General features: G+C 70.4%; 24 protein-coding genes. 13 read left to right on the top strand and 11 right to left on the bottom strand.

Annotated elements, in window-relative coordinates; translation table 11 throughout:
* Positions 1–41 precede the first annotated feature (41 nt).
* Together ACFSZT_RS07210 and ACFSZT_RS07205 are read right to left on the bottom strand one after the other, a co-directional pair.
* The gene (locus ACFSZT_RS07210; RefSeq protein ID WP_377392373.1) at positions 42–869 is read right to left on the bottom strand and encodes a metal ABC transporter ATP-binding protein; all 828 of its coding nucleotides are present in this window, start codon (positions 867–869) and stop codon (positions 42–44) included.
* Positions 866–1,810: a metal ABC transporter solute-binding protein, Zn/Mn family gene (locus ACFSZT_RS07205; protein WP_377392376.1), complete on the bottom strand. Its 945-nt coding sequence runs from the start codon at positions 1,808–1,810 to the stop codon at positions 866–868. Before ACFSZT_RS07205 ends, ACFSZT_RS07210 begins: the two co-directional genes overlap by 4 nt.
* 184 nt (positions 1,811–1,994) lie before the next feature.
* Here ACFSZT_RS07205 and ACFSZT_RS07200 point away from each other — a divergent pair, with 184 nt between their 5' ends.
* The 6 genes from ACFSZT_RS07200 to ACFSZT_RS07175 all read left to right on the top strand — a co-directional run bounded on the left by ACFSZT_RS07200 (position 1,995) and on the right by ACFSZT_RS07175 (position 8,319).
* Positions 1,995–3,095 carry a LacI family DNA-binding transcriptional regulator gene (locus tag ACFSZT_RS07200; RefSeq protein ID WP_377392379.1) on the top strand — a complete coding sequence of 367 codons (1,101 nt, stop codon included), beginning with the start codon at positions 1,995–1,997 and terminating at the stop codon, positions 3,093–3,095.
* An 83-nt stretch (positions 3,096–3,178) separates the two neighbouring features.
* Positions 3,179–3,670 (top strand): beta-class carbonic anhydrase, encoded by a 492-nt coding sequence (locus tag ACFSZT_RS07195; RefSeq protein WP_377392382.1) that lies wholly within the window; start codon positions 3,179–3,181, stop codon positions 3,668–3,670.
* A 485-nt stretch (positions 3,671–4,155) separates the two neighbouring features.
* On the top strand, positions 4,156–5,256 hold the full coding sequence (locus ACFSZT_RS07190) for an HNH endonuclease signature motif containing protein (RefSeq protein ID WP_377392385.1): 1,101 nt from the start codon (positions 4,156–4,158) through the stop codon (positions 5,254–5,256).
* Between the two features lie 245 nt (positions 5,257–5,501).
* Positions 5,502–6,353: an EamA family transporter gene (locus tag ACFSZT_RS07185; RefSeq protein WP_377392387.1), complete on the top strand. Its 852-nt coding sequence runs from the start codon at positions 5,502–5,504 to the stop codon at positions 6,351–6,353.
* 57 nt (positions 6,354–6,410) lie between these two features.
* Positions 6,411–7,295: an A/G-specific adenine glycosylase gene (locus ACFSZT_RS07180; protein WP_377392390.1), complete on the top strand. Its 885-nt coding sequence runs from the start codon at positions 6,411–6,413 to the stop codon at positions 7,293–7,295.
* A 55-nt stretch (positions 7,296–7,350) separates the two neighbouring features.
* Positions 7,351–8,319, top strand: coding sequence for a peptidoglycan recognition protein family protein (locus ACFSZT_RS07175; RefSeq protein WP_377392392.1), 969 nt, complete (start codon positions 7,351–7,353; stop codon positions 8,317–8,319).
* A 12-nt stretch (positions 8,320–8,331) separates the two neighbouring features.
* Here ACFSZT_RS07175 and ACFSZT_RS07170 read toward each other — a convergent pair whose 3' ends face one another.
* The gene (locus ACFSZT_RS07170; protein ID WP_377392395.1) at positions 8,332–9,099 is read right to left on the bottom strand and encodes an alpha/beta fold hydrolase; all 768 of its coding nucleotides are present in this window, start codon (positions 9,097–9,099) and stop codon (positions 8,332–8,334) included.
* A 13-nt stretch (positions 9,100–9,112) separates the two neighbouring features.
* On the opposite strand from ACFSZT_RS07170, the gene ACFSZT_RS07165 reads away from it, so the two are divergent.
* On the top strand, positions 9,113–10,570 hold the full coding sequence (locus tag ACFSZT_RS07165; RefSeq protein WP_377392398.1) for a M1 family metallopeptidase: 1,458 nt from the start codon (positions 9,113–9,115) through the stop codon (positions 10,568–10,570).
* Between the two features lie 14 nt (positions 10,571–10,584).
* Here the strand turns inward: ACFSZT_RS07165 and ACFSZT_RS07160 are convergent, their stop codons facing one another.
* Positions 10,585–11,319, bottom strand: coding sequence for a class I SAM-dependent methyltransferase (locus ACFSZT_RS07160; RefSeq protein ID WP_377392401.1), 735 nt, complete (start codon positions 11,317–11,319; stop codon positions 10,585–10,587).
* Between the two features lie 95 nt (positions 11,320–11,414).
* On the opposite strand from ACFSZT_RS07160, the gene ACFSZT_RS07155 reads away from it, so the two are divergent.
* From ACFSZT_RS07155 to ACFSZT_RS07140, 4 genes are all read left to right on the top strand, one after another.
* A complete protein-coding gene (locus tag ACFSZT_RS07155) occupies positions 11,415–12,350 on the top strand; it encodes an AraC family transcriptional regulator (protein ID WP_377392403.1) in 936 nt (311 codons plus the stop codon).
* 50 nt (positions 12,351–12,400) lie between these two features.
* On the top strand, positions 12,401–12,712 hold the full coding sequence (locus ACFSZT_RS07150) for an antibiotic biosynthesis monooxygenase family protein (RefSeq protein WP_377392406.1): 312 nt from the start codon (positions 12,401–12,403) through the stop codon (positions 12,710–12,712).
* Entirely contained in the window at positions 12,709–13,527 is an 819-nt protein-coding gene (locus tag ACFSZT_RS07145) for an SIR2 family NAD-dependent protein deacylase (protein ID WP_377392409.1), read from the top strand. The genes ACFSZT_RS07150 and ACFSZT_RS07145 overlap by 4 nt, the downstream gene beginning before the upstream one ends.
* A 70-nt stretch (positions 13,528–13,597) precedes the next feature.
* Positions 13,598–14,404 (top strand): NAD(P)H-binding protein, encoded by an 807-nt coding sequence (locus ACFSZT_RS07140; protein ID WP_377478194.1) that lies wholly within the window; start codon positions 13,598–13,600, stop codon positions 14,402–14,404.
* A 64-nt stretch (positions 14,405–14,468) separates the two neighbouring features.
* Here the strand turns inward: ACFSZT_RS07140 and ACFSZT_RS07135 are convergent, their stop codons facing one another.
* A complete protein-coding gene (locus ACFSZT_RS07135; protein ID WP_377392415.1) occupies positions 14,469–17,021 on the bottom strand; it encodes an ATP-dependent Clp protease ATP-binding subunit in 2,553 nt (850 codons plus the stop codon).
* Between the two features lie 387 nt (positions 17,022–17,408).
* On the opposite strand from ACFSZT_RS07135, the gene ACFSZT_RS07130 reads away from it, so the two are divergent.
* Positions 17,409–18,245, top strand: a complete 837-nt coding sequence (locus ACFSZT_RS07130; RefSeq protein ID WP_377392418.1) for a (2Fe-2S)-binding protein — start codon at positions 17,409–17,411, stop codon at positions 18,243–18,245.
* Between the two features lie 85 nt (positions 18,246–18,330).
* On the opposite strand, the gene ACFSZT_RS07125 is transcribed toward ACFSZT_RS07130, so the two are convergent.
* From ACFSZT_RS07125 to ACFSZT_RS07105, 5 genes are all read right to left on the bottom strand, one after another.
* Positions 18,331–19,071: an ESX secretion-associated protein EspG gene (locus tag ACFSZT_RS07125; RefSeq protein ID WP_377392420.1), complete on the bottom strand. Its 741-nt coding sequence runs from the start codon at positions 19,069–19,071 to the stop codon at positions 18,331–18,333.
* A gap of 3 nt (positions 19,072–19,074) precedes the next feature.
* Complete coding sequence (locus ACFSZT_RS07120) at positions 19,075–20,445, bottom strand: hypothetical protein (protein WP_377392423.1); 1,371 nt, start codon at positions 20,443–20,445, stop codon at positions 19,075–19,077.
* Positions 20,445–21,098, bottom strand: a complete 654-nt coding sequence (locus ACFSZT_RS07115; protein ID WP_377392426.1) for a DUF3558 domain-containing protein — start codon at positions 21,096–21,098, stop codon at positions 20,445–20,447. The genes ACFSZT_RS07120 and ACFSZT_RS07115 overlap by 1 nt, the downstream gene beginning before the upstream one ends.
* A complete protein-coding gene (locus tag ACFSZT_RS07110) occupies positions 21,095–21,559 on the bottom strand; it encodes a hypothetical protein (RefSeq protein ID WP_377392429.1) in 465 nt (154 codons plus the stop codon). The genes ACFSZT_RS07115 and ACFSZT_RS07110 overlap by 4 nt, the downstream gene beginning before the upstream one ends.
* Before the next feature lie 181 nt (positions 21,560–21,740).
* Complete coding sequence (locus ACFSZT_RS07105) at positions 21,741–22,307, bottom strand: TIGR03086 family metal-binding protein (RefSeq protein WP_377392432.1); 567 nt, start codon at positions 22,305–22,307, stop codon at positions 21,741–21,743.
* A gap of 94 nt (positions 22,308–22,401) precedes the next feature.
* Between ACFSZT_RS07105 and ACFSZT_RS07100 the strand changes: the two genes are divergently transcribed.
* The gene (locus tag ACFSZT_RS07100; RefSeq protein ID WP_377392435.1) at positions 22,402–23,247 is read left to right on the top strand and encodes an AraC family transcriptional regulator; all 846 of its coding nucleotides are present in this window, start codon (positions 22,402–22,404) and stop codon (positions 23,245–23,247) included.
* Between the two features lie 9 nt (positions 23,248–23,256).
* On the opposite strand, the gene ACFSZT_RS07095 is transcribed toward ACFSZT_RS07100, so the two are convergent.
* Positions 23,257–23,607, bottom strand: coding sequence for a histone-like nucleoid-structuring protein Lsr2 (locus tag ACFSZT_RS07095; RefSeq protein ID WP_377392438.1), 351 nt, complete (start codon positions 23,605–23,607; stop codon positions 23,257–23,259).
* Positions 23,608–23,621 lie beyond the last annotated feature (14 nt).

Here is a 23,621-nt window from a genome sequence, read left to right as displayed (position 1 = left end):
GCACGTCGCGAGACGGGGTGTTCCGGAGGGGTTCGGGCTGATCACGGCACGGGCTCGTCGGTGTGCTCGAGGTGGTGGTGCACCTCGTCCTCGCACAGTGCGCTCTGCGCTCCGGCGACGTGAATCTGCCCGCCGACCCGGACCACCTCGACCCGGGTGCCGTACAGCTCCGACAGCGTCGCCGAGTTCATCACCTCGTCGGGCGTGCCGATGCGGAACCGCCCGCCGACCAGATACAGCACCCGGTCGACGTAGGGCAGGACGGGGTTGATCTCGTGGGTGACGAACAGGACCGCCGTGCCCGCCTCGCGCCTGCGCCCGTCGATCAGCTCGGTGACGATGCGCTGGTGGGTGAGGTCGAGCGAGGCGAGCGGCTCGTCGCAGAGCAGCACGTCCGGCTCACCGATCAGCGCCTGCGCCACGCGCAGCCGCTGCTGCTCGCCACCCGAGAGCCTGCCGACCGGCGAGGAGGCGTACCGCTCGGCGCCCACGGCGGCCACGGCCTCGGCGATCCGGCGCCGCCTGCCACGCAGGCCACGCAGGCCGATGCCCCAGCGGTCGCCGTCGAGACCGAGGCCCACGAGGTCCGCGCCCCGCAGCGTCAGCTGCTGGTCCATCGCGCGCTGCTGCGGGACGTAACCCAGCCTGCGGTTGCCCTTGCCGGGTGGCCTGCCCGCGATCCGGACCTTGCCCGCGCTGAGCGACTGGAGCCCGAGCAGCACGCGCAGCAGCGTCGTCTTGCCGGAGCCGTTGGGTCCCAGCACGGCGAGGAACTCCCCCGGCCGGACGTCGAGATCGAGCCCGGACCACAGGGTGCGCTCGCCGAACGCGAGCGCCGCACCCTCGATCTCGACGACTGCGCCACTCACTTGCCCAGTGCTCCCGCCAACGACTCGATCTGGCTGCCCATCCAGGCAATGTAGTCCGTCGTGCCCTCGGGGAGCGTCTCGGTCACGTCGACGACGGGCACGCCGGCACCGCGCGCCGCACCGACGAGCTTCTCGGTCACCGGGGTCATCGTCTGCGGGTTGTTCACCACTGCGTCGATCCGCTTGCCCGAGACGAGTGCCATGACCTCCTGCTGCGCGGCAACGGGAACGTCGGTCTCGTTCTCGATGGCCTGGGAGAACTCGCGCGGGGTGGCGTCGGCGACACCCGCCGCCTCGAGCAGGTAGTGCGCGACGGGTTCGGTGGCGATCACCCGGCCGGCGGGGATGCGCTCGATCGTGTTTTCGAGCTCGGTGAGCTTGTCCTGGAACGCCTGCGCGTTGCGGGTGAACGTCTGCCGGTGCTCGGGGTCGATCCGGCCGAGCCGGTTCGCGACCTTGTCCGCCACCTCGCCGACGATGTGCAGGTCGTACCAGACGTGCTCGTTGCCGTGGTCGTGCCCGTGCTCGTGCTCGCCGGCGTGTTCCTCGTGGCCGGGCTCGCCCTCGACGGCCACCACCGGCTCGGCGTCCGGCGCCTGGTCGGCGAGCTGGGCGAAGAAGTCGTCGTAGCCGCCGCCGTTGTAGACGAGCAGCTGCGCCGACTGCACGTCCGCGGCGTCCTCGGCACTGGCCTGATAGGAGTGCGGGTCGGCCGACGGGTCCTCGACCAGGGAGTTGACCTGGACATGCACGCCGCCGACGGCACGCACCACGCTGCCCCAGACGTTGGTGGAGGAGACCACCGAGATCTTGCCGTCGGCGCCCGCCTGGGCCGCGCCGTCACCTCCGCCACCGCCGCACGCGGCCGATCCGGCTGCCAGGGCCACCACCATCGGCATCGCGGCGAGCAGACGCCTCGTCCGACCACTCTTCATCGTCATCCACACCCCGTCAGAGTTTCCGACCTGTCACGGACAGTATAGATAATGGAAACCATTGTCGGATGGACAATACTCCTTACGGTGAGGCCGCCACGGGCGGGCGACCCCGGAGCGACGGACCGTCAGATGTGACGGTCGCTGGGCAGCGCTTCTGCAAATTCTTCTGAACCGTTACGGTTTGTTCATGAACCGGCCGATGCGAACCCGGCGGCAGGCCACCCTCGCCTCCCTTGCCGCCGAACTGGGTGTCTCGCGAACGACCGTGTCCAACGCCTACAACCGGCCGGACCAACTATCCCCTGAGCTGCGCAGACGCGTCCTCGAGACGGCCAAGCGACTCGGCTACCCCGGGCCCGACCCAGTAGCCCGCTCCCTGCGTACCCGCAAGGCGGGAGCCGTCGGACTGCTCCTGACCGAGAACCTCTCGTACGCCTTCCGCGACCCCGCCGCCATCGGGGTGCTCGAAGGTCTGGCCCTCGCGTGCGAGGACGCGGGCGTCGGGCTGCACCTCGTGCCGGCGAGCCCGGGCCGCGAGGACGTCGCCGCCGTGCACCGGGCAGGCGTGGACGGCTTCGTCGTCTACTCGGTGCCCGACGACGACCCGCACCTGCAGGCCGTCCTGCAACGGCCGGTGCCCACCGTGATCGTCGACCAGCCGCAGATCGACGGCGTCGACCGCGTCGGCCCCGACGACGAGGCCGCGATCGTGAGCATCGCCAACCACATCGTGAGCCTCGGGCATCGCCAGATCGGCGTGCTGTGCATGCGACTCGGTCGCGACCGCAACGACGACTTCGTGCCGCTGCACCGGCAGCAGAACGCGCACTTCCACGTACAACGCGCCCGGCTCGCGGCGCTCAAGCGCACGTTCGAGGCCGCGGGCGTGGCCTGGGAGACGGTGCCGGTGGTGGAGCGCTTCGAGCACCACGTCGACGACGGCGCCTCGGCTGCGCGTCAGCTGCTCGACGCCTACCCCCGCGTGACCGCGCTCATCTGCACCTCCGACATCCTCGCGCTCGGCGCGCTGGCCGAGGCGGGCAGGCGCGGACTCCGCGTGCCCGCCGACCTGACGATCACCGGCTTCGACGGCATCGCCGAGGCAACCCGCGCCGGGCTGACCACCGTGCATCAACCCGTGTTGGAGAAGGGCAAGGCGGCGGGCAAGCTGCTGCTCGGCGCCGGCGACCGGGTGGCACACAAGGTCATCACACTGCCCACCGAGCTGCATGTCGGCACCACGTCCGCGCCACCGCGCACCGCCGAGCAGCACTGGTTCGGCCCGTAACCGCGATCGTCCGGTTTCAAACCTCGAGTGACACAATCACGCAGGACTTGTGTCACCGACCCGGTTGGAGTCAGATAACCGCCATGACCGCGATCGACCTCCTGCTCAAGCGCAACTCCGAACTCGGCAACGTGGTGTCCGGCGACCGCTCGTCGCCCCGTCCTTCCCAGCACGTCGCCATCCTGACGTGCATGGACGCCCGCATCCGCGTGTTCCAGCTGTTCGGCCTTCAGGAGGGTGAGGCGCACATCCTGCGCAACGCGGGCGGCATCGTCACCGACGACGCCATCCGCTCCCTCTCGCTGAGCCAGCGCAAGCTCGGCACGCGCGAGCTGCTGATCATGCAGCACACCGACTGCGGGCTCAACGCCGTCACCGAGGACGGGTTCAAGGACGAGCTGGAGGAGGCCACCGGGCTGCGTCCGACCTGGGCCGTCGAGGCGTTCCGGGACGTGCAGGCGAGCGTGCGGCAGTCGATCCGGCGCGCCAAGGCAAGCCCGTTCCTCGAGCACACCGACCTCATCCGGGGTTTCGTCTACGACGTGCACACCGGCCAGGTGTCCGAGGTCAAGTAGGGGCCCGAGGTCGGGGAGCAGGCCCGGGGTCGAGGGGCGGCCGGCGCTCGGGCGTGTGCGTCGCCGTGCTGGCCGGCGGGGCGGGTCGGCGTGTCTGCGGTTCGCGTCGCCGTGTCTGCGGTCTGTGTCGCCGTGTCGGCCATTCCGGTCGCCGTGTCGGCCGTCTGTGTTGCCGTGTTCGCCGTTCGCGTCGCCGTGGCTGTGGTTCAGGGTGGCGGGTCGGTACGGCTGGCCATCATGGCGGCCGGGATCGGTGCGAGTGGGCCGTTCACGTTATTGGTTGCCATTGTTGTGGTTGCCTGGCCTGCTTGGGTTATTGGATTTCAAGCACGCCTGCGGCGCGCCGTGGGAAACTGCCGCTCCACACATCACCGTGCATTATCTGATTGCTAGCGACAGTTCCCCACGGAACGGGTTTCCTGGTCACGTTCCGTTGCTTGCGGCTTCACCCATATGATTCGGTATTTCGCGGTAGAATCGTTGGCATGGGGGAAAGTTCTATCGATGAGGTCGTTCGACTGGAGCGGGAGATCGCTCGGCTGCAGGCGCTGCAGGTGCGGGCTTTGGTGGAGTATTCGGCTTCGCGGGACGATGCTGCGGATGTGGCGTCGGAAGTGGCGCTGGGGTTGGCGATTTCGGAGAATGTGGCCCGGATCAAAATAGGGTTGGCGCGGGATTTGGTGTCGCGGCTTCCCGAAACGTTGGGTGCGTTGTCGCGGGGCGAGATCGATCTGTACAAGGCGTCGAAGGTGTCGGAACCGACAGCGGTCTTGTCTGATTCGCGGGCGCGGGAGGTGGATGCGCTGGTCTCCGGGCGGTTGGTGGGGCGGGATGCCTCGTCGATTCGGCGAATGGTGAACCGTGCGGTGCAGAAGGTGGATCCGGAGGGTGCCGCGGCGCGGGCGGAGGCGCGGCGGCGGGAACGGCGGGTGGAGTTGCGGCACGGTGATGATGCGATGGCCACGTTGACCGCCGACCTCCCGGCCGAGGTGGCCTCCGCCGCGTATGCGCGGATCGACCGGTGTGCCCGCGCGCTACGCAACGCCGGCGACAGCCGGACCATGGATCAGCTACGGGCCGACGTGTTCGCCGACCTTCTGCTGGGCAACCACGCCGGTCCTGCGTCACCGAAGGCCGAGATCTTCATCCACATCGACGTCGCCACCCTGATCGGGCTCGCCGAGAACCCGGCCGAGCTCGCCGGCCACGGACCAGTCCCCGCCTCGATCGCGCGGGCCATCGCCTTCGACCCCAACTCCACCTGGCGACGGATCATCACCGACCCGCACACCGGGGCGCCTGTCGATGTCGGCCGCACCCGCTACCGCCCGCCCGCCGTCACCGCCGACCACGTCACGATCCGCGACCGGGAATGCCGCTTCCCCACCTGCCACCGGCCCGCCCACTACACCGATCTCGACCACGTCATCCCATACCAGCGCAACAGGGAGACCAACACCGGCAACCTCATCGGGCTGTTCCGCCGCCACCACCGCACCAAACACACCCCCGGCTGGCGATTCGAACTGACCAACACCGGCCAACTCCACATCACCACCCCGGCCGGCCACACCTACCGGTCATGACGGGATGCAATCCCGCCGTGACCGCGCAACACCCGCTACGAAGGCAGAGCTGTTAGCATGGCCGCGCTGTGCCTAGGGTTCCGCCACCGTCCCGCCAGCTTGACGACAGCCAGCACGACAACCAGGGACGATGGGCCCGGTCCGAGCGGCACCAGCGCGGCGGCACCGCCACCGCGTTCATATGACGGGACAAAAGCCTGGAGTACCTGGCCCTGTCGCGCCCGCGGAAGGGCGGAAAGGTACTCGTGAACGGCACCGCTCTCGCACTCGTCCTCGTCGCCGCCGTCGTGCACGCGATGTGGAACCTCGTCGCCAAGGACGCCCCCGGCGGCGCGCGCTTCGTCTTCCTCTACTACACGGTCTCGGCCGTCGCCCTGCTGCCCCTCGTGCTGTGGCAACTGATCGCCGGCCCATACCATCCACAGTGGACATGGCTGGGCGCGGCAGCCGTGACCGCCGTGCTGCACGTCGCATACGGTGTCGTGCTGCAACGCGGCTACGCCGTCGGCGACCTCTCGGTGGTGTACCCGCTGGCCCGGGGCAGCGGTCCGCTGCTGTCAGTGCTCGCCGCCGTGCTGCTGCTCGCGGAGCGGCCAGGCCCGCTCGGCCTGCTCGGAGCGTTCGCGGTCGTCGCCGGCGTGCTGGTGATCAGCGGCGGCGGCGCGGGTTCCCTGGCGAGCCGGGCAGGAGTCGGCTACGGCCTGCTCACCGGCACCGCCATCGCCGGCTACACCCTGTGGGACGCCTTCGCGGTGACCACGCTCGCAGTGCCGCCACTGATCTATTTCGGCCTCGGCGCGCTGCTGCAGAGCGCCCTGCTCGCGCCGTTCGCGATGCGCGGCAGCGCAACCCGTGCCCTGTGGCGCGAGCACCGCGGCAAGGTGGTGCTGGTCGGCGCCCTGTCCCCGGTGGCCTACGTGTGCGTGCTGTACGCGATGCGCCTCGCCCCGGTCAGCCTGGTGGCGCCCGCGCGCGAACTGAGCATCGTGCTCGGCAGCTTCGCCGCCTGGCGCCTGCTCGGCGAACCGCACCCGGTGCGCCGCATCGTCGGCGCGACCGTCGTCCTGGCGGGGGTCACGGCGATCGCGCTGGCGTGACCGATCCGGAGCACCTCACCGGTCGGCACGCCGGACCGTTGGTGTTTTAATCGCGGCGTGCCCTTCTCCACCGATACCGCCGACACCCTGATCGACTGGTTCGACGCGTGCGGGCGCGACCTTCCGTGGCGCAGGCCCGACTGTGACGCCTGGGGCGTACTCGTCAGCGAGATCATGCTCCAGCAGACGCCGGTCGCGCGGGTCGAACCGATCTGGCACGAGTGGCTCGCGCGCTGGCCCCGGCCGTCCGCGCTGGCGGCGGCGAGCCAGGGCGAGGTGCTGCGGGCGTGGGGCAAGCTCGGCTACCCGCGCCGGGCGCTGCGGTTGCACGCCGCGGCCGAAGCCATCGCCCGCGACCACGGCGACGTCGTCCCGGACGACGTGGACACCCTGCTCGGCCTGCCGGGCATCGGCGCCTATACGGCGCGGGCGGTGGCGGCGTTCGCGTACGGCAAGCGGGCGCCGGTGGTCGACACCAACGTGCGGCGGGTCGTGGCCAGGGCCGTGCACGGGGCGGGCGACGCCGGCCCGCCGTCGAACACCCGGGACCTGGCCGACGTCGAGGCCCTGCTGCCCCACGACGACGCTCGCGCCGCCCGGCTGTCGGCGGCACTGATGGAGCTGGGCGCGCTGGTCTGCACCGCGCGGTCGCCGAAGTGCGCCGACTGCCCGATCACGGCCGACTGCGCGTGGCAGCACGCGGGCAGGCCCGCCTACAACGGCCCCGCGAAGCCGGTCCAGAAGTTCGCCGGCACCGACCGGCAGGTGCGCGGGCTGCTCCTGGATGTACTGCGGGGCACCGACGAGCCCGTCGAGAAGTCGCGATTGGACGTCGTTTGGGCACGCGCGGGGCAGCGCGACCGGTGCCTGGACTCCCTACTTGTGGATGGTCTTGTCGAACAAACCCCAGATGGGCGCTTCGCGCTTCCTGGTGAACATTGACAAGGCTTCGTCACTTCTGGTTACCGTCTCCCTCGCCACGACTGAGGGAGTTCGCATGGCTGACCAGCCTGGATTCGACCGGCGCGCGCTCTTCAAGGGCGGGCTCACCGTCACCGCGATCGGTGCCTTGACAGCGCTGCCCGCCAATGCGGCAGGTGCCGCGCCGCGCCGGGCCGCGGAGCCACCCATCTACACCACCGCGGACTGGGGAGCTCGCCCGCCGAACGGCGTCATCGAGGTCCTCGACCACACCCCCACCTATATCGTCGTGCACCACACCGTGGAGCCCGGCAACACCGACGACTTCTCCAAGGAACGGGCGTTCCAGATCTCACGCTCCATCCAGGACTTCCACATGGACGCGAACGGCTGGGTCGACTCGGGCCAGCAGTTCACCAACAGCCGCGGCGGCTACATCACCGAGGGCAGGCACCGCAGCCTGGACGTCCTGCGCGGCGGCACCCAGCACGTCATGGGCGCGAACGTCGGCAACCACAACAGCGAGGTCATCGGCATCGAGAACGAGGGCCTCTACACCGAAGAGGACGTCCCGCAGATGTTGTGGGACTCGCTGGTGCGGCTCGTCGCCTACATGGCCGACCAGTACGGCATCACGACGGACTTCATCAAGGGCCACCGGGACTTCAACTCCACACAGTGCCCGGGCGACGTGCTCTACGCGCGGCTGCCCGAACTGCGCGAGGCCGTGGCCGCGGAACTCGGTGTCGAGGCCGTGCAGCCGCGCGAATGGCCGTTGCTGAGGCCGGGTGACACCGGCGAGAAGGTCCGGACCGCGCAACGGCTGTTGCGTGCCCGCGGCGTGAACGTCGCGACGGACGGCGTGTTCGGGCCCGCCACGAGGGACGCGGTCGCGGAGTTCGCGCGGGCGCACGGTGTTCCCGAGGCGACGTGTTACGGCTCTGCCCACGCCGACGAGCGCGGCTTCCTCGGCGCCGACATTTGGCCGTTGCTCGCCGGTTCAGGGGCCGAGCGGCAGGAACTCAAGGCGCGGCTGGCGGGCTGACCCACAGCGCGGCTACCGGCCGAGCACCTCCGACAGGAACGCCTCGACCGCGCCCCGGTAGGTGTCGGGGGCGTCGTCGTGCACGACGTGCCCCGCGCCGTCGACGACGATGTGCTTGCCGCCGCCCGGGACCCGGCGGGCCAGCTCTGCCTGCTGGCCCGGCGGCATCGCCGTGTCCCCGGCCTCCACGACCAGCAGCGGGCACTTGACCTTGTCCACATAGGACCAGTAGTCGCGGCGGCCCCACTCGGCGGCGATCTCATAGAGGTCGGCCAGCTCGGCGATGAGGTGGTAGCCGTCGACGCGTTCCTCGAAGCACTCCACGAAGTAGTCGCCCGTGCTGCCGAAGAACTCGCGGACATGGGCCAGCGAGGCGAACGGCACCGGCCACGACTCGAAATGCCCCCGCCACGGCTCGACGGTGCGGCCCCGCTGGTCCGGAGCGATGTCCTCGACGACGACCGCGCGCACCAGCTCCGGCCTGCTCGCCGCCAGCACGAGCGCGTGCAGGCCGCCCATGGAATGCCCGATCACGATGGCGGGTCCCTCGTCCAGCCGGTCCAGGAACTCGGCGACGTCCGCCGCGAACGCCTCGGTGTGCCACGGTCCCTCGCGGCGGGCGCGGCCGTGCCCACGGGCGTCGAGGCCGACCACGTGGCCGTACGCGGTGAGCCAGCGCGCCACCCGCCACCACGTGGTGGCGCGGCCCATGAGGCCGTGCAGCAGGACGATCGGCGTTCCCTCGCCACCGAAGTCAACGGCGCCCTCACCGTGCTGCATCTACGCTCCATCCATGGTGAACAGCCGGGCCCGGACCTGCCTCATCGGCGGTCTCGTGTGCACCCTAGCCGCGTGCACCGGTGGCCAGGAGCCACCGGCACCGACGTCGCGACCGACGCAGGCGGCGCCGTCCCCGCCGACCACGGAGCAGGCCACCCCCGGCGCCGGAGGTATCGGGGACGCCTACTACCCGCAATCCGGCAACGGGGGTTACGACGCGACCGGCTACGAGGTCTCGATCCGCTACGACCCCGCGTCGGGACGACTCGACGGCGACACCACCGTGACGGCGCGGGCCACCCAGGCGCTCAGCCGCTTCAACCTGGATCTGCGCGGGCTCACCGTCGAATCGGTCCAGGTGGGCGGCCGACGTGCCGAGTTCGACCGGTCCGGCCGGCACGAGCTGGTGGTGACGCCGCCGCAGCCGCTGCCGCGTGGCGAGCCGTTCACCGTGCGCGTGCGCTACCACGGTGTGCCGGGGCAGTCCAGCGAAGACCTGGGCGGCAACGGCTGGCAGCGCACGCCCTCCGGCGGGGCCTTCGTGCTCGGCGAGCCGCACTCGGCGTCGTACTGGTATCCGACGAACGACCATCCCCGCGACAAGGCGACCTTCCGGCTCAACGCACAGGTGCCGCGCGGTTGGACGGCGGTGTCGATCGGCCGGGAGGAGGGTTCGTCCACCGGCGGCGGCTGGACGACCACGCGGTGGGTGGAGCCGGAGCCGGTCGCAGGCTACCTCACGACGGTCGCGATCGATCGGTTCACCGTCGAGCGCCGCACCCTCGCCGACGGCACTCCCGTGCTGGACGCCTACGCCCCCGGCTCCGAGGACATCCGGCCCGGTGCCCAGCGGGTCGGCGAGATCATCGACTTCCTGGCCACGAAGTTCGGCGACTACCCGGCATCCACGACCGGCGGCATCTACCTCGCCGCGGAGGTCGGCTACGCACTGGAGACCCAGGGCAGGCCGACCTACGACGGCAGCGCCGACTTCACCACGATCGTGCACGAGCTGGCCCACCAGTGGTACGGCAACGAGGTCTCGGTCGCCTCGTGGGCCGACATCTGCCTCAACGAGTGCCTCGCCAGCTACGCGGAATGGCTCTGGGCGGAGGGCAGGAACGGCGACGACCTCGACGCCCGTTACCGCCGCGCCGTCGACGAGCTGCGCGGCGACGAGGATTTCTGGTCGGAACGGCTCTACGACATGGGCGCGGGCAACGAGTTCGGCGGAGTCTATGACAAGGGGCCGCTGGCCCTTCATGCGCTGCGCAGGCAGATCGGCGACGACGCATTCAACCGGGTGCTGCGGGAGTGGCCCGCGGCGCACGCCGAGGGCAACGCCTCGTGGCCGCAGTTCGAGCAGTTCGTCGCCCGCATCGCCGGCCAGGACCTCCGCGGCTTCTTCCAGGCGTGGTTCCACGCCACCGAGCGGCCTGCCGACGAGTACCTCCACCCTGGTCCGCTGTAGCCGCCACCGACGCCCTAGGGGCGGGTGGCCTGCACGAAGGAAATCCGCCCGAACCGGTGGTCGACGTGGTCGAGTTCGCGAGCGTCGCCGAATCCGGCACCGGTGAGCAGCGCGATGATGCCGTCGCCGTGGTTGCGGGCCACGGCCGGGTGTTGCGCGGCGCGGTTGCGCAGGCGGGCGGTCAGGTGCCGCAGAGTGTGGGCGGGGCCGTGCCCGGCGTGGGGCGTGTTCTCGGCACCCTGCGCCGGGCCACCGAAGTCGGCGACGGTCACCGTCCCTCCGGGGCGGAGGGCGCGGAGTGCATCGCGCGCGAACGCGACTCGCCCGTCGTCGTCGACGTGGTGCAGCGCCAGTGACGAAATCACGTGGTCGAGCGAGCCGTCCTCGCCCGGAATCCGGTCGGCGTAGCCCTGGACGAGGGTGAGGGACACACCTCGGCGGCGCGCCTTGCGGGCGGCGCGGCGCAGGGCGTCCCTGTCCGGATCGAGTCCGGTGACCTGAGCGGTGGGCTGCGCGGCGAGCGCGACGAACGACAAGTTGCCGGTGCCGCAGCCGACGTCGACGACGGCCTGCCGGGGCTCGATCCGGGCCAGCTCGATCGCCCGCGCGTGCAGCGCGCGAATGCCTCCGAGCCGGGTGAAGACGTCGTACAACGGAAGGAGCCAGGTCTTTCCCATGCCGGGCAGGAACGGGCGGTCCCGCTCGTCGGGGGTGCGGTGGTCGATGATTCGGACGTCGGCTGCGGTCATGGCTGCTCCCTGGGTGGCGGCGTGGTAAACGTGGTGTTGTCACCTTCCAGCGTTGGACATCCTGCGGTGTGTGGGCAGGACGAAAGTCGGTCGTCATGGGACATTCTTCGGTCGAGTACTCGCCGGGACCCGCCTCGAGCCTGCGAACCGTACGGCCCGACGGGACGCCGGTCTACCGCTACCGGCAACGCCCGGGTCTGCCGCCGGTGTCGGTGATGCGCTTCGACCCCGACACCGACCACGCCGACCTGCCCCCGAATCGCCGGCACGCCCACGACTTCCTCGTCCTGCTGTACGTCGAGCAGGGCGGTGGCTCGGTCGCGATCGACGGCGCCGAGCGCGCACTTCGCACGGGAGAGGTCCACGCTCTGCGACCGGGGCAGGTCGTCGACGCCGCGGACATCGCAGAGCCGGGCCACTGCCACGCGTGGTCGGTCGCGTTCACCCCGGACGCCGTTCCCGCCCTGGCCTCCGTCTCCCCCCTGGCGTGGGAGCACCATCCGTTGCTCGCCCTGTTCGCGCCCGGCGCGGGGCGCGGTCTGGTGGCCGAGGCGGAGCGGGCACGCTGGTCGAGCTGGCTGGCGGAGCTGGCCGACGAGCTCGCCGACCCGGGACGTCTGGGAGCTCGCGAGGCCGTCGCCGGGCTGCTCACGCGGATCCTCGTGGCGGCCGCGCGGCTGGCGCCCTCGGCGCCGAGCGCCCCGAATCCCCTCGTGGAGCGGGTCTTCGACGAGATCGAGGCGACGTTTCGCGAGCCCGTCTCCGCCGGCGATGTCGCCCGCGCGCTCGGCTACACCCCGGGCCACCTCACGACCCTGGTCCGCAAGCGCACCGGCCGACCGCTGCTCGAATGGATCACCGAGCGGCGCATGACCGAGGTCCGGCGGATGCTGCGCGAGACCGACCTGCCACTCGGCGTGGTGGCCGCCCGCACCGGTCTGCGCGACGCCACCTACCTCGTCCGCCGCTTCCGCGCCCGCTACGGCATCACGCCGGAGCGGTGGCGGCGCGACGAACGCGCACGGACGTGAGGATCGGGCACCCGAACGGCCGCCCTCATAATCACGGCTAGGCTCGAGGCATGGCTGTTGTGAAGATCAACGCGATCGAGGTTCCCGAGGGCGCCGGCCCCGAGCTGGAGAAGCGCTTCGCCGCGCGATTGCACGCCGTCGACTCGCAGCCCGGATTCCTAGGTTTCGAGCTGCTGCGTCCCGTCTCCGGTGACAACCGGTACTTCGTCTACACGAAGTGGGAGTCGGAGGAGCACTTCCAGGCGTGGGCGCAGGGCCCGGCGAAGGAAGCCCACTCCGGCGAGCGGGCGAAGCCGGTGGCCAGCGGCGCGAGCCTGCTGGAGTTCGAGGTCGTGCAGAGCTCGGGCCCGAAGGCTCAGTGACGGCGGAGCTCGACCGTGCCGCCGAGCTGATCTCCTCGGCCGGGGCGCTGCTGGTCTGCGCGGGCGCAGGGATGGGCGTCGACTCCGGCCTGCCCGACTTCCGCGGGGACGAGGGCTTCTGGCGGGCCTACCCGCCGTACGCGCGACTCGGCCTGAGCTTCGTGGAAGTGGCCGATCCGGTGCACTTCGCGGCCGACCCGGAGCTGGCCTGGGGCTTCTACGGCCACCGGCTCGAGCTCTACCGCCGCACCCGGCCCCACGACGGGTTCGCGATTCTTCGCCGCTGGGGCGACGCGAAATCCGGCGGGGTCCGGGTGTTCACGTCCAATGTGGACGGACAGTTCCAGCGTGCCGGCTTCCCTCACGTCGCCGAGGTCCACGGCTCGATCCACCACCTGCAGTGCCTCGAACGCTGCGGCGACGACATCTGGCCCGCCGACGACGTGACCGTGTCGGTGGACGAAGCCACCATGCGCGCGGTGCCGCCGCTGCCCGCCTGCCCTCACTGCGGCGGCCTGGCGCGGCCGAACATCTTGATGTTCGGCGACTTCGACTGGCTGGGCACACGCACCGAACGTCAGCTGGACGAGCTGCGAGCCTGGCGACGGGAGCATCCCGACCTCGTGGTCGTCGAACTCGGTGCGGGCCTCGCCGTGCCGACCGTGCGCAGGCAGGCCGAGCTCGCCAGCGCGGCCAACGGAGCTCTCGTGCGCATCAACCCGCGTGAGCCCGAGGTCCGGCACGGCCGCGGCGTCTCACTCCCGCTCGGCGCGCTGGACGCCCTTTCCCGCATCGACGCCCGGTTGTCCGGCTGATTCCGTTGCCCGCCCGTTCGGCCCGGTGGCACCATCACCGGTTCGACCGCCGACGGGGAAGGGCAAACGGATGACCATTCTGGTGACCGCAGCGACCGGGAACATCGGCCGCAAGGTCGTCGATCACCTGCTGGAACGCGGCGCCACCGCCGTGCGCGCACTCACCATCGACCCGGACCGGGCGGCGCTGCCCCCGACGGTCGAGGTGGTCACGGGCTACCTCCGCCGCGTGGACACCTTGCCCGGGGTGTTCGACGGCGTGTCCGGCATGTACCTCGCGCCGACGCCGGAAACGGTCGCCGAGGTGCTGCGGCTCGCCCGCGAGGCCGGAGTGGAGCACGTCGTCGACCTCTCCGGTGAGCCCGAGACGTGGTGGGGCGACGTCACCCGTGCCGTGGAGAACTCCGGCATCCCGTGGACACACCTGTGGCCCGGCGACTTCATGGAAAACTCGCTCGTCTGGGCCGACCAGATCCGGCGCACCGGGGCCGTCCACGAGCCGTATCCGCAGGCCGCGAGCTCGCCGATCGCCATGGACGACATCGCCTCGGTCGCCGCGACCGCCCTGCTCGACACCGCCGTCCAGGGCAAGGCGCACCTGCTGACGGGTCCGGAGACGCTCACCCGCGCACAGCAGGTGGCCCACATCGGCGCCGCGCTCGGCCGGGACATTCCGTTCCTCACGGCCTCACGGGAGGAGACGCTCGACCACCTCCGCCCCGCGATGGGCGAGAACGCCGAGTGGTTCGTCGACAACGTGCTGGCCATGTTCGACGAGGAACCCATGTACGCCAACAACGCCGTCGAGGAGATCACCGGACAGCCCGCCACCACGTTCGCCGGCTGGGCTCGCGCGCACGCGCACGAATTCCGGTAGCGGATACGACAAGCACCCCCGCGTTCGATGCCGAATGCGGGGGCGCTTGTCGTTGAGCGGTGGCCTACTCCTGCTCGGACTCGCCGGAGTCCTCGCCACCGGCGGCGGCGATGCTCACCGGCGGAGCGTCCGGAACGCTGACCGGCTTGGCCTCGCCACGGAAGGTGAACTTGGCCTTGTCGTCGCGCTCGTCGCCGATCTCCCAGCCGTCGACGTCCACGATGATGATCTGGCCAGGCTGCACCTCGCCGAACAGGATCTTCTCGGACAGCTGGTCCTCGATCTCCCGCTGGATGGTCCGGCGCAGCGGACGGGCACCGAGCACCGGGTCGAAGCCACGCTTGGCCAGCAGGGCCTTGGCGCGGTCGGTGAGCTCGATCTCCATGTCCTTCGCCTTGAGCTGACCCTCGACCCGCGTCACCATCAGGTCCACCATCTCGATGATCTGGTCCTGCGTGAGCTGGTGGAAGACGATGATGTCGTCGATCCGGTTGAGGAACTCAGGCCGGAAGTGCTTCTTCATCTCCTCGTTGACCTTCTGCTTCATCTTCTCGTAACGAGATCCCTCGTCGTTACCCGAAGAGAAGCCGAGGCTCACGGACTTGGAGATGTCCTGCGTGCCCAGGTTCGAGGTGAAGATCAGCACCGTGTTCTTGAAGTCGACCGTGCGACCCTGACCGTCGGTGAGCCGGCCGTCCTCCAACACCTGCAGCAGCGTGTTGTAGATCTCCTGGTGGGCCTTCTCGATCTCGTCGAACAGGACCACCGAGAACGGCTTGCGGCGCACCTTCTCGGTGAGCTGGCCGCCCTCCTCGTAGCCGACGTAGCCCGGAGGGGCGCCGAACAGCCGCGAGGCGGTGTAGCGATCGTGGAACTCACCCATGTCGATCTGGATGAGCGCGTCGTCCTCACCGAACAGGAAGTTCGCCAGCGCCTTGGACAGCTCGGTCTTACCGACACCGGACGGGCCGGCGAAGATGAACGAGCCGGACGGGCGCTTCGGGTCCTTCAGGCCTGCCCGCGTACGGCGGATGGCCTGCGACACGGCCTTGACCGCGTCCTCCTGGCCGATGATCCGCTTGTGCAGCTCCTCCTCCATGCGGAGCAGGCGCGTGGTCTCCTCCTCGGTGAGCTTGAACACCGGGATACCGGTCCAGTTGGCGAGAACCTCGGCGATCTGCTCGTCGTCGACCTCGGCGACGACGTCCAGGTCGCCGTCCTTCCACTGCTTCTCCCGCTCGGACTTCTGGCCGAGGAGCGTCTTCTCCTCGTCGCGCAGGCGCGCGGCCCGCTCGAAGTCCTGCGCGTCGATGGCCGACTCCTTCTCGCGGCGCACGTCCGCGATCTTCTCGTCGAACTCGCGCAGGTCCGGCGGCGCGGTCATGCGGCGGATCCGCATGCGGGCGCCGGCCTCGTCGATCAGGTCGATCGCCTTGTCCGGCAGGTACCGGTCGTTGATGTACCGGTCGGCCAGCGTCGCCGCGGCGACCAGGGCCGAGTCGGTGATCGAGACGCGGTGGTGCGCCTCGTACCGGTCGCGCAGGCCCTTGAGGATCTCGATGGTGTGCTCGAGCGACGGCTCACCGACCTGGATCGGCTGGAAGCGGCGCTCCAGCGCGGCGTCCTTCTCGATGTACTTGCGGTACTCCTCGAGCGTGGTCGCGCCGATCGTCTGCAGCTCACCACGAGCCAGCATCGGCTTGAGGATGCTCGCCGCGTCGATCGCACCCTCGGCGGCACCCGCACCGACCAGCGTGTGCAGCTCGTCGATGAACAGGATGATGTCGCCGCGGGTCTTGATCTCCTTGAGGACCTTCTTCAGCCGCTCTTCGAAGTCACCGCGGTACCGGGAGCCCGCGACCAGCGAGCCCAGGTCCAGCGTGTAGAGCTGCTTGTCCTTGAGCGTCTCGGGCACCTCGCCCTTGACGATGTTCTGCGCCAGTCCCTCGACGACGGCCGTCTTGCCGACGCCCGGCTCGCCGATCAGGACCGGGTTGTTCTTGGTACGGCGCGACAGCACCTGCATGACGCGCTCGATTTCCTTGCTGCGCCCGATGACCGGGTCCAGCTTGCCCTCCCGCGCGGACGCGGTGAGGTTGCGGCCGAACTGGTCGAGCACGAGCGACGACGACGGGGTGCCTTCGCCACGGCCGCTGCCTGCCTCGGCCGGCTCCTTGCCCTGGTAGCCGGACAGCAGCTGCAGCACCTGCTGACGAACCCGGTTGAGGTCCGCGCCGAGCTTGACGAGCACCTGCGCCGCCACGCCCTCACCCTCGCGGATGAGGCCGAGCAGGATGTGCTCCGTGCCGATGTAGTTGTGGCCGAGCTGCAGCGCCTCGCGCAGCGACAGCTCCAGCACCTTCTTGGCACGCGGCGTGAAGGGGATGTGCCCGCTCGGGGCCTGCTGCCCCTGGCCGATGATCTCCTCGACCTGCTGGCGGACGCCCTCCAGCGCAATGCCCAGCGACTCAAGCGCCTTGGCGGCGACACCCTCACCCTCGTGGATCAGACCCAGGAGGATGTGTTCGGTGCCGATGTAGTTGTGGTTGAGCATCCGGGCCTCTTCCTGGGCCAGGACAACCACCCGCCTCGCGCGGTCGGTGAACCTCTCGAACATTCCCACTCCCTCGACTGCTGCGCCGGCGGCCCGATCTCACCGTCATCATGCTTGGTTCGATGATGAGCTCGGCACCGTGAGACCACTGTAGTAGCCAAGCGCGCGTGTCGGCCTACCACTACGGCGGATTGGAACCCGCTCCGGCCGGTTCCGCCAACGGCTCGCTTCGGACACACAGTCCGTTTGTTGCTGGCTGGACGTCTGGCACAACGCCGGGATGCCCCCGATGATTCCGGGCCATCCTTCTTGTCCGCTCATTGCGAACAGGCTCACGGCCGTGGCTTTCCCACCATCGGGTCGTCGCTCTGGCGCCGGCCCGCCCAGACCATTAGGTTAGGCACACCTTACGCGGGCAGGTAGTCCTGATGGAGCAGCCGAGGAGCGGGCGTGACCGTTGACCGATCCTTTCGTGATCCTCGACACACGCGGCTGTCCGCCCCGGCTCTCGACGCCTCGGTGGCCCGCGCCGACGGCTTCCAGCAGCGGCTCGAGCTCCGCACGGAGGTATCGGGTGACGGCTGGCTGCGGTGCTCGGACCTGCTCGCCGACCCACGGGGCTTCCTGCCGTGGTGGGCGGCGCTGGCCCGCTGGCTGCGGAAGGAATACGGAGCGGCGCCGGACCGCACGGTCGCCGCCTACGTCATGTCCTGGTACCTGCGGATCCCCGCCTACGTCGGCGCGCTGTTGTTCTTCCACGAGCGCCGGGTGCCGTGGTTGCGGCCGGAGGAGCTCGCACTCCGGATCGCGGGAGAAGGGCGTCCCCACCCCGTCGGCATCGCCGTGCTCGGCAAACGCTTCCATTGCCTGCCGCTCGACCCGGGAAGCACCGGCCCGGAGGCCACCGTCGCGGCCGACGAGCGCGCGCTGGCGGCTGTCCTGCGGGCCCGCTTCACCGGCCACGCGGCCGAGTTCGTCCGCGGTTACCGCCGGATCAGCCCGCTGGGCACGCGCATGCTGTGGGCCGCGGCGACCGACGCGCTCGACGACAGCCTCTGGTGGGCCGGGCGCGACGCGGGCGACGAGGGCGGCGGCGTCGCCGACGCGACGCTGGTGCTCGAATCGGCGTTTCCCCCACTCACGTCCCGGTCCACGCTGCGGCTGACCGAGGAGGCCGACGGCGGCCGCACCTGGACCCGGCGCCGGGAGAGCTGCTGCTTCACCTACCTGCTGCCCGGGCGGGACGAGTGTGCGGGCTGCCCCCGCCGCTGCCCGAAGCAGGGCTGAGGCCGGCGGCCGGTGCGGGCATTGGTGCTGTTGCACGGCCTCGGTCGATGGCGCCGTTCGGCCGCCCGTACCGGTCACATGCTCTTCACATGCTCTGCCACGTGGCGACCAGCGTCTCGGCGAGGACGCCGGGAGTACCGGGGAGCCGGTGCAGGCGGTCGTGGCCGTCGACGAGGACGAGCACCCGGCCGGCGCCGGAGACGTCGATCGCCGACATCGGCCTGCTGCGGCGCCGCCGCCCGTCCGAGGTGACGGCACCGTAGAGCTGGTGGACCGCGTCACGGGGTGCCTGGAGCTGCTTGGCGAGCTCGTCGGCGGCGCCCGGCTGCGCGAGCGGGTCGTCGAGGCCGGTCTCACCACGCTGCTCGAACTCGGCACGGTCCACGGTCAGCGGACGGACGCGCGCGGCGGGGACGTCCGGCAGGCTCGCGACGAACGCCTCCACGAGCCGGCGTGAATCAGCGGGACCGATGCTCACGACGTCGCCCTGCACCTGCAGTTCGACAGCCTCGCCGTCCCGTTCCGCCACGAGGCATGCGCGGTCCTGCTCCGGGTCGGCGAAGCTGCTCCAGCAGTACAGTTCGCGTCCTGGTTGGGCCAGCGTGCGCAGGGTGTCCCGGAATTCCCGGGTGAGCGAGTCACCCGTGGCGAGCCCGAGCTCGGCGAGCAACCGCAGGCACTGCCGGGTGAGCTCGGCGACGGCGTCCTGAGGCACGTAGTAGCCGAACGACCCCAGCACCGGGTGTGGGTCGCCGAGCCGCTCGACGCCCCAGGTGTGCAGCAGCACCGGCCGCGGGACGTCCACGGGGCCTCTGAGCACGGGCACGAGTCACCCGCCGATGGTCGGCGGCGTGACGACGTGTCCGGTTTCCGGGTCGCGCAGAGCCTCGTCGCCGTCGGTGAGCGCGAACGCCTCGTCGGTGGCCTGGACGTAGTTGTTGCGGTGCTCGGAGTCGTCGCCGCCCTGACCGCCACGGCCGGCGCCGCCCATGGCACCCATCGGCATGGCCCCGCGTCCGGCTGCCGCGCCGCCGCCCGTCCGCGATCCGGCGGCCGGCTGCTGGGCGCCGGCAGTTCCGCCCGCTCCGAGCGGTGCGGCACCGCTGCCCCGGCCCGGTCCGGCCACACCCGCACCGCTGCCCGTGCCACCCGCGCCACCTGCGCTGCCGCTGCCCGACATGCCGCCAAGCCCGGGAGTGTTGATCCGGCCCGCGGCCGAACCGCCGCCTGCCGGCATCCCCGTCCTGCCACCGGTGGGCCCGAACCCGCCGGTGGACTGCGCCGGGATACGACCTAAGCCGCCGGCCGTCCACGGAGCGCCGGTCGTGGCGTTCTGGCCACCCCCGGACCCGAAGGTGGACGGCTGGTAAGCCGCGGGCCGGTTGAGCGACGGGTCGGGTGGCTGATAGCTCGACGCCGACGTGCTCTCCGAGATCGGGCGGGGCGTCGACGTGAAATCCGGCACCGTGCCGGAAACGGTGCCCATCGGGCCGGCGATGGCGGACGGCGTGCCGACCGACGATCCGATGCCGGACGGCGTGCCGGCGAGCGAGGACACCGACCCGCGGGAGGAGCCGTGCTCGTCGAACGTGATCGTGCCGCTGTCCTTGGGCGTTGCCACGCCATTGGTGTCGCCCGGCTGGTCCAGCGTGATGTCACCGTCGAGGGCGTCGAGCGTGCCGTAGTCCCTGCGCAACTGCTGTGCCGAAGCCTGCATGTTGCGCTCGTAGGCCTGGTAGGCCTGCCGGTTCTGTTCCTCGAGCTGGCGGAACTGGTTGATCTGGTCCTCGGTGTCGGTGTCCCACGGGGTGAGCGTGTCCCACGCGTTCCGGGACGGCGCCGCCTCGGGCATCGGTACGAGCGAGGACTTGAGCCCGTCGAAGGCATAGGCGCTGTCGGTCACGGTCCGGGCGTTCGCCTGGTAGGCCGCGGAGGCACTGACCGTCGCCTTCAATGCGGGCGTCAGCTTGGCGCGGGCGGCGTCGGCACCACCGCCGGTCCAGGAACTCTCCAGCACAGTGAGGGCCTTGCGGCCCCGCTCGCTGATCAGGTCGTGGGTGCGGGCGAGCTCCTCGGCCTGCCTGCCACCGTCCTGCCACGTGCCGGAATGGCCACCATGCACCCGCCGCACCAGCTCGGGCATCGGGACGGCGCCGGCGAGGAAGGGGTCGAACAGATGCTTGAGGTCGGAGATCGACATCACCGGCCTGCCTTCTGCCGGAGGTTCTGGACGACTAACGCGGCCAGCGCCTGCATCGCATCGCAAGGATCGACCTGATTGTCTGCTGCGCGACCAAGACCACCGACCACATCAACGGCGAACTCGTCGGCGAGGCCGACAGCCACGGAGCAGATGAGGTCGTCGTCGGCGGTCTTGTACGCAACAGCAGGAAAGCCCTCAATTGGGGGCAGCTCGCGCCACACCTTCACCTGCGGTTGCGTGTTCGCGTAGTAGGCGCTCAGACCCTGGCCGGTGACGTTGCTGAAAAAGACCGTGAAGCCGGCCCCAGACTGAGAATCCTGCCAATTGCATCCGGGTCCGGCTTCAGTTTCTTTCGGTGTCCCCTCAGGCGCGTTCTCCCCAAGAGCCTGCTCGATCTGCTGGCGCGTCAGCGCTTCACACGGATCGCCGGATACGACCGACTCTGGAAGCGGGTCGTTCACAGCAGGCGCCCCGCTGTAGGGAAGCGCAGAAGCGCTCGATTGCGGACTAGATGGTTCGGCCGAACCAGGTGGGTGAACCGCGCCGGACGGCTGCGAAATTGGCGCGGCCCGCCCGGGGGACGACTCGGAACAGCCCGCGACCAGTAGCACTGCAGCAACGGCAGTCAGCGCGGCAACCTTCCGCGTCATTCCAAGAACCCCTTGTCCGGATCTGTCGATCCTCCTGATTGCCCGACCTGTCGACCGGCCGACTCGTCCTCTTCCTGGTAGTAGCCCAAGGCGGTTTCGAGGCGAGTGACCAGGTCGCGAAAGTACTCGTACTCCGCAACGACATGCTCGGCGCCGTGGCCGAAGGCGCCTTGCCCTGCGGCACCCCCGGTCGCGGCCTCGTTCATCCGCACGCTGGCAGGGTCGTCCGCTGGTGGCTTCATCTGCAGGAGGAAGCGAGCCTTCTCGCTCACGTACATCAACTCGTCTTGGATCGCGCGGAACTCCCGCAGCGCGACCTCGGCCTCCTCGCGGCTCAGGCTGAAGCCCTGACCGCCCGCCGGCGCAGCACTACCGCCACCGGCCGGAGCGGCCTTGCCACCCGAAGCCTTGCCGTCGACCCAGAACGTCACATCGGAGAGCCAGTTCCCCGTTGTCGCCATGCCACCTCCCCCAGTGCATCGCGTGCCCAGGGTAGCGCGACCGTCACCGACTGGCTGTGACTTGTCCCTGATCACCCATATCGGGTGGTCAGCGTTCCCCCTCGTTCAGAGCGCCAGATCCCCATGGCACGCCAGTTCGCGCCAACCACCCTCCGACGCTGGCCCGCCACCCCACCATCGCTCACCCCAGCGGCTGCCAGGCCGGATCGCGGCCGGAGAGGGCGAGCGCGCGGTCGAGCGCGGGAGCCGATGCCGGCACCGCTACCGCGGGACCGAAGACGTTCATCTGCCTGCCCTGCTCGGCCATGCCGCGCAGCACGTCCTCCGCACCGACCGCCGCCTCGGGTGACCACGGCCGCTGACTGCCGAGAGCGGTGGCCAGGTCCCAGCCGTGCACGACGAACTCGACCAGCACCATCCCGCCGATCATCGACCCGGGCAGCTCACCGCCGCCCATCGTGGTGGTGCCCTGCCAGGCTTTCTTGTCGCTGAGCGCATCGGCCAGGTCGGCCACGAGATCGCACAGCCGGCGCTGCCAGTCACCGGTGACCAGCGCGGCCGTCTCCTCGCTCGCCGCGCGCGGTGGCGGGTCCTCCTTCCGCACGGCCGTCAGCAGGCTCGGCCCCCAATACAGCAGGTGGTTCAGCAGGCCGCGCACTGTGTAGTCGGTGCACGGGGTCGGACGGTCCAGGTCGCGCCGACCGATGTCGCGCACGACATCGGTCAGGTCACGGGCAGCTGCGGGCACGGCTTCTCGCGGTTGAGGCATCCGCCCATCCCAGCACCCGCGTGCCCGTTCGTCTTGAACAAACGCGTCACCGCCCGCGGCTATCGTGCGGGTCGTGGAGCGCATCCCGCAGGGCATCCTCTCCGGCGAGGAGGCGGCGAGGCGGTTCGAGCTGTCGCGGCACGAGCCTGCGCCGCGGCTGCGGCCGGTCGTCGAGTATTACTGGGTGCTGCGGTGGGACCTGCACGGGCGGCCACCGTACGAGCAGCGGGTGCTGCCGAACCTCGCCGTGCACGTCGTGTTCTCCAGTGACGCGTCCGGCGTGTGGGGACCGGGCAGGGAGGTGTTCACCTACCGCCTCGGCGGCCACGACCAGGTGCTGGGCGTCCGTGTCCGGCCGGGTTGTTGCCGGTCACTGCTCGGGCTGCCCGCCGCCGACCTCGCCGACGGACCGCTGCCGCTGACCGCCGTCTTCGGAACCGAGGCCGTCCGCACCGAGGCTGCCGTGCGTGCGGCGGAGAGTCCGGCCGAGATGGTGCGGCACGTCGACCGATTGCTCGACCGCGACATCGCCCCGCCGAGTACCGCGGAGATCCGGGCCCGGGAAACCGTGGCGATCCTGGCCCAGGACCCGGGCATCACCCGGGTCGACCAGCTGAGCGCGGCCACCGGGTTGTCGGTGCGCACGTTGCAACGCACGTTCGCCGAGCACGTCGGCGTGAGTCCGAAGTGGGCCATCCGGGTGTACCGGCTGAACGACGCCGCCCGGCGGATCGCGGCGGACCCACGGCTCGACCAGGCGCGGCTGGCGGGCGAGCTGGGCTACAGCGACCAGGCGCATTTCGTCCGCGATTTCACTGCCGTGGTCGGGTCGCCACCTGCCCGGTATGCCCGAGAACAGGGCCCTGACGACAAACGGCCTCCCGGGACCGCTGCCCGGGAGGCCGTGTCGAACCGGTGAGAACCGGCGTCAGTTCTTGCGGTGGTACGCCTCGACAACCTCCGACGGGATACGGCCACGGTCGGAAACGTCGAAACCGTTCTTCCGCGCCCATGCGCGAATTGCCTGATTCTGTTCCCGGTCGACAGCGGCCGAACGGCCCGGAACCTTCGCCGCGGCGGCGCGGCCACCCGACCGCTTACGGCCGCCCGCACGCCGAGCGTGCTCGACATACTGGGCGAGCGCGTCCCGCAATTCCTCGGCGTTTTCCGCCGACAGATCGATCTCGTAGCTGACGCCGTCCAGACCGAACTCGACGGTCTCGTCCGCCTCCGACCCGTCCAGGTCGTCAACGAGGGAGACAAGGACCTTCTGCGCCATCTTTTCCTCCTGTA

Source organism: Prauserella oleivorans (assembly GCF_042685745.1).
Taxonomy (GTDB): domain Bacteria; phylum Actinomycetota; class Actinomycetes; order Mycobacteriales; family Pseudonocardiaceae; genus Prauserella_A; species Prauserella_A oleivorans.
The sequence above is the reverse complement of the archived record's forward strand: the minus strand, read 5'-3'. Positions and strand labels throughout refer to the sequence as shown.

Excerpts from the sequence above, each read along its gene's own strand:
- ACFSZT_RS07160 (WP_377392401.1), bottom strand. The coding sequence starts at position 11,319 with ATGACCGCAGCCGACGTCCGAATCATCGACCACCGCACCCCCGACGAG.
- ACFSZT_RS07115 (WP_377392426.1), bottom strand. The coding sequence starts at position 21,098 with ATGACGCGGAAGGTTGCCGCGCTGACTGCCGTTGCTGCAGTGCTACTG.
- ACFSZT_RS07150 (WP_377392406.1), top strand. The coding sequence starts at position 12,401 with ATGGCTGTTGTGAAGATCAACGCGATCGAGGTTCCCGAGGGCGCCGGC.
- ACFSZT_RS07170 (WP_377392395.1), bottom strand. The coding sequence starts at position 9,099 with ATGCAGCACGGTGAGGGCGCCGTTGACTTCGGTGGCGAGGGAACGCCG.
- ACFSZT_RS07165 (WP_377392398.1), top strand. The coding sequence starts at position 9,113 with ATGGTGAACAGCCGGGCCCGGACCTGCCTCATCGGCGGTCTCGTGTGC.
- ACFSZT_RS07195 (WP_377392382.1), top strand. The coding sequence starts at position 3,179 with ATGACCGCGATCGACCTCCTGCTCAAGCGCAACTCCGAACTCGGCAAC.
- ACFSZT_RS07110 (WP_377392429.1), bottom strand. The coding sequence starts at position 21,559 with ATGGCGACAACGGGGAACTGGCTCTCCGATGTGACGTTCTGGGTCGAC.
- ACFSZT_RS07135 (WP_377392415.1), bottom strand. The coding sequence starts at position 17,021 with ATGTTCGAGAGGTTCACCGACCGCGCGAGGCGGGTGGTTGTCCTGGCC.
- ACFSZT_RS07200 (WP_377392379.1), top strand. The coding sequence starts at position 1,995 with ATGAACCGGCCGATGCGAACCCGGCGGCAGGCCACCCTCGCCTCCCTT.
- ACFSZT_RS07140 (WP_377478194.1), top strand. The coding sequence starts at position 13,598 with ATGACCATTCTGGTGACCGCAGCGACCGGGAACATCGGCCGCAAGGTC.
- ACFSZT_RS07120 (WP_377392423.1), bottom strand. The coding sequence starts at position 20,445 with ATGTCGATCTCCGACCTCAAGCATCTGTTCGACCCCTTCCTCGCCGGC.
- ACFSZT_RS07155 (WP_377392403.1), top strand. The coding sequence starts at position 11,415 with ATGGGACATTCTTCGGTCGAGTACTCGCCGGGACCCGCCTCGAGCCTG.
- ACFSZT_RS07190 (WP_377392385.1), top strand. The coding sequence starts at position 4,156 with ATGGGGGAAAGTTCTATCGATGAGGTCGTTCGACTGGAGCGGGAGATC.
- ACFSZT_RS07095 (WP_377392438.1), bottom strand. The coding sequence starts at position 23,607 with ATGGCGCAGAAGGTCCTTGTCTCCCTCGTTGACGACCTGGACGGGTCG.
- ACFSZT_RS07205 (WP_377392376.1), bottom strand. The coding sequence starts at position 1,810 with ATGACGATGAAGAGTGGTCGGACGAGGCGTCTGCTCGCCGCGATGCCG.
- ACFSZT_RS07175 (WP_377392392.1), top strand. The coding sequence starts at position 7,351 with ATGGCTGACCAGCCTGGATTCGACCGGCGCGCGCTCTTCAAGGGCGGG.